Source organism: Planctomycetota bacterium (assembly GCA_038746835.1).
Lineage (GTDB): Bacteria > Planctomycetota > Phycisphaerae > Tepidisphaerales > Tepidisphaeraceae > JBCDKH01.
Genome location: JBCDKH010000199.1, coordinates 1 through 6,361, shown reverse-complemented (window position 1 = coordinate 6,361; position 6,361 = coordinate 1). Strand labels below are relative to the sequence as shown.

Sequence of the window (6,361 nt, the reverse complement as noted above, 5' to 3'; positions counted from 1 at the left end):
TTCTCCTTCTCGGCGGCTTCCTGGGCGGCGAAGGCGGCTTCGCGTTCCTTGATCTCGGCCTCGTATTCCTCGATCGACTCGCGGCTCTCGTCGTCGGGCTCGACCACGACGATGATCTCACGCATCAGGTCGTCGGTGAAGCGGACGTCTGCCTCGGCCCGGCCGATGTGGTCGATCTTGCCGTGCAGGTTGATCTCGTCTGCCGTGATGGTCGCGTTGTTGTGCGACGACAGTTCCATCTCGCCGAGCGCGTGGGCGATGTCGGACGCACCGACCGAGCCGTACAGGCCGCCACGCTCGTTGGCGCGACGGACGAGCTTGACTTCCTTGCCCTCGAGCTTGGCCAGCAGGGCGGCCTGGTCCTCGCGAAGGGCGGCCTCGAACTTCTCGTATTCCTTCCGCTTCTCTTCGATCCGCTCGAGGTTCTTGGCGGTCGGCGCGATGGCCAGGCCCTTGGGGATCAGGTAGTTGCGGGCGTAGCCGGGCTTGACCTTGACGACGTCGCCGACCTTGCCGAGGTGGCGGATGGTCTCGTTGAGGAGCAACTTGACGTCGTGGTCGGCGACCTTCTTCTTCTTGCGGGAGATGCGGGACATGGTGTTGGGGGTCAGGAGTCCTGTGGGAGGCTCGTGTCCTGGCGGTTGGTGCCAGTTAGGCCAGATGTAGGGTGGGCCCGGGCCCACCTCGGAGTCAGATGGTGGGCCGGGGCCCACCCTACTGGTTAGAACGGAATGTCGTCTTCGCCGAACTGTTCGCCGTCGTCGAAGGGTTCGTTCGCTTGGGCTTGTTGGCGTTGTGGGGCTTCGCGTCGCTGGGGTGGTGCGGAGCGGTCGTTGCCGTAGTCGTCGGAGGGGCCTTGGTTGCTGCGGCCGCGGTTGTAGTTGCCGCCGCCACCTCCTCCACCGCCGCCCCCGCCGTCGTCGCGGCCGCCGATGAATTGGAAGTTGTCGACGACGACGCTGAGCTTGCTCCGCTTGCCGCCGCCCTGGCGGTCTTCCCAGGAGTCGAACTTGAGTCGGCCTTCGACAAAGATCGGACGCCCCTTCTGCATGTACTGATTGATCACCTCGCCCGTCCGGCCGAAGGCGGAGCAGTCGACGAAGCAGACCTCTTCCCGGTCCTCGCCGCCCTGCGTGCGGAACTTACGGCTGGCGGCGATGCCGAACTCACAGACGGCCGTCTGACTCGGCAGGTACTTCAACTGCGGGTCGCGGGTCAGGTTACCCATCAGCAGGACTTTGTTGAAGCTGGCCATGGCAGAGGGGTTGCAGCTGTCGCGAGCAGACAGTGGCACTGAAGTGCCACAGCCGGCAGATCACTCGTCCTTGGGGGTGTCGTCGTCACCATCCGATGCGTCGTCGGACGACTCGGCGTCGTCGGACTTGGGCGCACGCGGGGCGGGCGCGTCGTCGTCTTCGGTCTTCTTGCGGGGCAGCGGCTTCTGCGGCTGCATGGCCTCGACCTCGGCAGCGGTCAGGTGGCTGGCGTCGGTGATGAGGCAGCGGAGGACCTGGTCGCCGAGGTTGACCTCGCGGTTGATCTGGTCGACAGCCGCTGGCGGGGCCTCGAAGAAGCTCAGGAAGTAGACGCCTCGGCTCTGCTTCTTGATTTCGTAGGCGAGGCGGCGATCGTCCCACTTCTTGAGCACGTGGATCTTGCCGCCGTGCTTTTCGATGTAGCCGCGGACGACGTTCATCGCCTCGTCGTTGTTGGCCGAGGCGGAGGAGCCGAAGAGAAACAGGCCTTCGTATTTGCGGAGCTGGTCGGACATCTGGTTGGTGATTTCTTCGTGGAAGCGGGCTCGCGTGTCCCGCTGCCGACGACACGGCGTCGGCGAAGGAGGAGTCGGGCGGAGAGAGTAGGCCGGAAAGCTCCCTGCGTCGTCACCCGTTGAACTCGTTCATCGCCCGCATCACCCCGTGCTCGACCCACGTGACGCAGCACGCGGCCGCCTTCGGAAGCGCGTTGTCGATCTTGATGCGTTGCTCCGGGCTGAACTTGCCGAGCACGTAATCCTTGCCGGCGACGGGTGGCGGGGCCGGATCGATGCCGACGCGGAGTCGGGCGTACTCCGGCGTGCCGAGGGCGCGTTGGATGTCCTTCAGGCCGTTGTGACCACCCGGCGAGCCGTCCTTGCGGAGCCGGAGCTTGCCGACCGGCAGGGCCAGCTCATCGACGATGACCAGCAGGTCGGCCGGCGTGAGCTTGTAGAAGCTCATTGCCTCCTTCACCGCCCGACCGCTGAGATTCATGAAGGTGATGGGCTTCATGAGCAGCAGCTTCTCGCTGCCGGTGGACGTGTCGAGCGTGCCCTCGAACGTGAGCGACTGGAAGCGCTGTCGGGCCAGGCGATCGAAGTCGCCCGCAGGCGTCCACGCCAAGCGCTCGGCAAGGACGTCGATCGCCTCAAACCCGACGTTGTGCCGGGTCTGGGCGTACTCGCGTCCGGGATTGCCGAGGCCGACGAGGAGTTTCATGACGACGCGGTTGGACAGGCCTCAGCCCACCATCGGACCTAGGCCTTCTCACCCGCCGGAGCGTCACCGGCCGGCTGATCGTCGTCCTTCTTCTCGCCGATGATTTCCGGCTCGCTCGAGTCGGCCGGGGCGACGTCTTCGCCCTTGAGCTTCGGTGCGGCGATCATGGCGATCGTGAAGTCCGCATCGCTCGGCGGGAGCGAGACGTTGGCGGGCAGCGTGAGCTGGCTCACGTGCAACGCATCGCCGATGTCGAGGTCTGCGACGTTGGCCGACAACTCGTCCGGCAGGTCGCGCACCTTGCAGACGACTTCGATCGAGTCGCGCATCTGCGTCAGGATGCCACCGGCCTTCACGCCCTTGGAGTCGCCCGTCAGCACGACGGCGACTTCGCTGGTGATCTCCTCGTCGAGGTTCACGCGGAAGAGGTCGACGTGCAGCATCTCGATGCCCAGGTGGTCGTACTGGACGTCCTTGACCAGGACCTGCTGGGCACCGCCGTCGAGCTTGAGCTCGAACAGGTGTGCGCCGTGCTTGATGGCGTCGCCGGCTTCTTTGAGGTCGAGCGTGACGCTCTGGGCCTCTTCGCCGTGGCCGTAGACGACGGCGGGCAGTTTGCCGTCACGACGCAGGCGACGGCTTTCACGGGTGCCGAGCCGCTCGCGCGGTTGGGCGGACAGTGCAACAGGGGAAGTGCTCATGTTCAGTCTCTTTAAAGGTGCTTGAAGTCGTTAGAAATCGCAGTCAGCGACGAGTTAGCGAGCCCGATCGCCCGCCTGAAAGAGGGCGCTGACGCTCTTGTTCTCATGGATCCGCCGGACCGCCTCGCCCAGCAGTGGTGCGACCGACAGCACCGTCAGCCGGTCCCGAATCGGGTCGGCCCGGTTGCCCAGCGGAATGGTGTCGGTGACGGCGAGGTTCGTGAAGTCGCAGTCGGCCAGCCGCTCGATGGCGGGCCCGGCAAGGACGGCGTGCGTGGCGGCCATGAAGATCTCGCCCGCGCCGTGCGCCCGCAGGATCTTCATCGCACTGGCGACGGTGCCGGCGGTCGAGATCATGTCGTCGACCATGACGACGGTCTTGTCCTCGACGTCGCCGATGATGTGGACGGCTTCGGCGGTGTCGCCGCTGTAGCGACGCTTGTCGATGATCGACAGCGTTCCGCCGTGCTTGTCGGCGTACATCTGGGCTCGCTTGACGTTGCCGACGTCGGGCGAGACGAACGCCCAGCCGTGGTCGCCCTTCATACCCAGCGACTCGAACCAGCTTCCAAAGACCGGCCCGGCGGTGAGGTGGTCGACGGGAATGTCGAAGAAGCCCTGCACCTGTGCCGCGTGCATGTCGACGCTGACGACGCGGTCGCAGCCGGACCGCTCGAGCAGATTGGCGACCAGCTTGGCGGTGATCGGGACGCGGCCTTCGTCCTTGCGGTCTTGCCGGGCGTAGCCGAAGTACGGAATCACGGCCGTGACGCGTCCGGCGCTGGCGCGCTTGAGCGTGTCGATCCAAATGAACAACTCGAGCAAGTGCTCGCCAGCCGGAGCACAGGTCGGCTGGAGGATGTAGCAGTCCTTGCCGCGGACGTCGTCTTCGACCTTGACGATGATCTCGTCGTCGGGAAAGGCCTGCACGACGGCCTTGGACAGCTCGATGTCGAGGTACTTGGCGACCTTCTCCGCCAGCGGCTGGTTGGCCCGGCCTGCGAAGAGGACGAAGTTCTCGCGGTGTCCGAACCCGTCGCCGAAACCCGGTTCGTCGGGACGAACGGTGGTGAGTGTGCTCATGGAAGGCCTCCGTCCTGAGGAATCGCGCCGGGCAGGTTGACGTTGCCCGAGACGATGCTGCCGTCTTTGACGATCCCGCCCGGCTCGATGCGGGCGAACGGCCCGATCGTGCAGTCGGCGCCGAGCGTTGCGCCTTCGCCGACAAAGCTGAAAGGCAGGATGGCCGTGTCGCGACCGGCCGTCACGCCCGCTTCGATCCAGGTGGTCCGCGGGTCGACGATCGAGACGTCGCACGTCTCGACGAGCGTGTGTTGCAGCCGCTCTTGCATCGCCGCATTGGCGAGCGTGAGCTGGTGCCGGTTGTTCGGCGCGATGACGTCGTCCTCGCCGAGGGCCGGCACGGCCATGACGCGTCCGCCCGCGTTGCGGATGATCTCGAAGAGGTCGGTGAAGTAGTACTCGCCCTTGGCGTTGTCGTTGGACAGCTTGCCGAGCGCGTCCGCCAGCACGCCGACCCCGGCACAGGTGACACTCGGGAAGACCTCGTCGATCGCTCGCTGCTCGTCGGTGGCGTCGAGCTCTTCGACGATGCGGAGGAACTCACCGTCGTCACCGCGGACGATTCGGCCGTAGCCGAAGGGGTTGGAGACCCTGGCCGACGCCAGCGACATGGCGGCCCCGGCCTCGCGGTGATCGGCGACGAGCTTCGACAGAGCTTCTCCACTGACCAGAGGCAGGTCGCCGGCAAGCACGATCACCTCGCCCGAACCCGGCAATGCCGGCACCGCGACCTTGACGGCATGGCCGGTGCCAAGCTGCTCGCTCTGCTCGACGAACGCGAGCTTGTCCCGATGCTCCGCCGGCGTGTCGGCCTGAATGCCGGCGATGACCTGCTCCTTGGCGTGCCCGACAACGAGCACGATTCGCTCCGCCCCGGCCTGGATGCAGGCATCGACGAGCCACCCGAGCATCGGCTTGCCGCACACTTCGTGCAGCGGCTTGGGCAACGCCGACTTCATCCGCGTGCTTTTGCCAGCAGCGAGGATGACGGCGGAGAGAGACATGCAGAAGGGAGGAGGGCGAAGGGATGAAGGAGGAGGGCCAGAGGTAGAGCGGCCTGTCTGGCCCTCCTCCTTCATCCCTTCGCCTTCCTCCCTCGTCGCATTACCCCGCAGGGATTCGAACCCCGACTAGCTGTACCAAAAACAGCTGTGCTACCGTTACACCACGGGGTAGTGGTTGTCTGTCAACGCGTTGACGAGAGGCGACGAGTGTCGCGGGTGAAGAGACCGCCTCGTCTACCCACTCGCATCGCGAGCCTCTCGACGGGTGCGGAGCCTAGGCCGATCGTCGCGACGATCAACAGGTCATCATCGACTACCGTCGCCGCGGATGAAGCTGGTGATCCTGGGGTTGTCGATCACCTCGTCGTGGGGCAACGGGCATGCGACGACGTACCGCGGACTGGTCCGCGAGTTCGTGCGACGCGGGCATGACGTGCTGTTTCTGGAGCGGGACAAGCCCTGGTACGCCGACCATCGCGACCTGCCGAGGCCGCCGTTTGGCAAGACGCGGCTGTACCGCTCGCTTGCAGAGCTGGATGAGCACGCGGCCGAGGTGCGTGACGCCGACTCCGTGATCGTCGGGAGCTACGTGCCGGAAGGCGTCGCAGTGGCTCGCTGGGCGTTCAACACCGCCACCGGGCCGGTGCTGTTTTACGACATCGACACGCCTGTCACCCTCGCCAAGCTTCGGCGTGGCGACTTCGAGTACCTCGACCCGGCCAACGTTCCAAAGTTCGCCGCCTACCTCAGCTTCACCGGCGGGCCGACGCTGGACGTGCTCGAACGCGAGTTCGGCAGCCCCAAGGCCTTGCCGCTCTACTGCAGCGTCGACCAGGAGGCTTACTTCCCGGCCGACACGCCGACGGAGTACGACCTGTCCTACCTCGGCACGTACAGCGGCGATCGTCAGCCAGCGGTCGAGCAGCTGCTGCTCGAACCGGCGAAGGCGTGGGCGGACGGGCGGTTCTGTGTGGCCGGGCCGATGTACCCGGCATCGATCGCCTGGCCGGGCAACGTCAGACGAATCGACCACCTGCCGCCGGCGGAGCACCGCGCGTTCTACAACGCCAGCCGCTGGACGCTGAACGTCACGCGG

8 protein-coding genes and 1 tRNA gene are annotated in these 6,361 nt (G+C 65.9%); 1 reads left to right on the top strand and 8 read right to left on the bottom strand.

What is annotated here, in order from left to right:
• The 8 genes from rplI to AAGI46_14715 all read right to left on the bottom strand — a co-directional run.
• The coding region (gene rplI / locus AAGI46_14750; protein MEM1013466.1) for a 50S ribosomal protein L9 at positions 1 to 596 on the bottom strand (596 nt) is incomplete at its 3' end.
• A 125-nt stretch (positions 597 to 721) separates the two neighbouring features.
• Positions 722 to 1,255 (bottom strand): single-stranded DNA-binding protein, encoded by a 534-nt coding sequence (gene ssb / locus AAGI46_14745; GenBank protein MEM1013465.1) that lies wholly within the window; start codon positions 1,253 to 1,255, stop codon positions 722 to 724.
• A gap of 60 nt (positions 1,256 to 1,315) precedes the next feature.
• On the bottom strand, positions 1,316 to 1,771 hold the full coding sequence (gene rpsF / locus AAGI46_14740) for a 30S ribosomal protein S6 (GenBank protein MEM1013464.1): 456 nt from the start codon (positions 1,769 to 1,771) through the stop codon (positions 1,316 to 1,318).
• A gap of 112 nt (positions 1,772 to 1,883) precedes the next feature.
• Positions 1,884 to 2,477 carry an aminoacyl-tRNA hydrolase gene (gene pth, locus AAGI46_14735; protein ID MEM1013463.1) on the bottom strand — a complete coding sequence of 198 codons (594 nt, stop codon included), beginning with the start codon at positions 2,475 to 2,477 and terminating at the stop codon, positions 1,884 to 1,886.
• Between the two features lie 38 nt (positions 2,478 to 2,515).
• Complete coding sequence (locus AAGI46_14730) at positions 2,516 to 3,178, bottom strand: 50S ribosomal protein L25 (protein MEM1013462.1); 663 nt, start codon at positions 3,176 to 3,178, stop codon at positions 2,516 to 2,518.
• 54 nt (positions 3,179 to 3,232) lie between these two features.
• Positions 3,233 to 4,261: a ribose-phosphate pyrophosphokinase gene (locus AAGI46_14725; GenBank protein MEM1013461.1), complete on the bottom strand. Its 1,029-nt coding sequence runs from the start codon at positions 4,259 to 4,261 to the stop codon at positions 3,233 to 3,235.
• Positions 4,258 to 5,265 carry an NTP transferase domain-containing protein gene (locus AAGI46_14720; GenBank protein ID MEM1013460.1) on the bottom strand — a complete coding sequence of 336 codons (1,008 nt, stop codon included), beginning with the start codon at positions 5,263 to 5,265 and terminating at the stop codon, positions 4,258 to 4,260. The genes AAGI46_14725 and AAGI46_14720 overlap by 4 nt, the downstream gene beginning before the upstream one ends.
• 100 nt (positions 5,266 to 5,365) lie before the next feature.
• Positions 5,366 to 5,436 (bottom strand) — tRNA-Gln (locus AAGI46_14715).
• 157 nt (positions 5,437 to 5,593) lie between these two features.
• Here AAGI46_14715 and AAGI46_14710 point away from each other — a divergent pair.
• On the top strand, positions 5,594 to 6,361 hold a 768-nt coding region (locus AAGI46_14710), incomplete at its 3' end, for a glycosyltransferase (protein MEM1013459.1).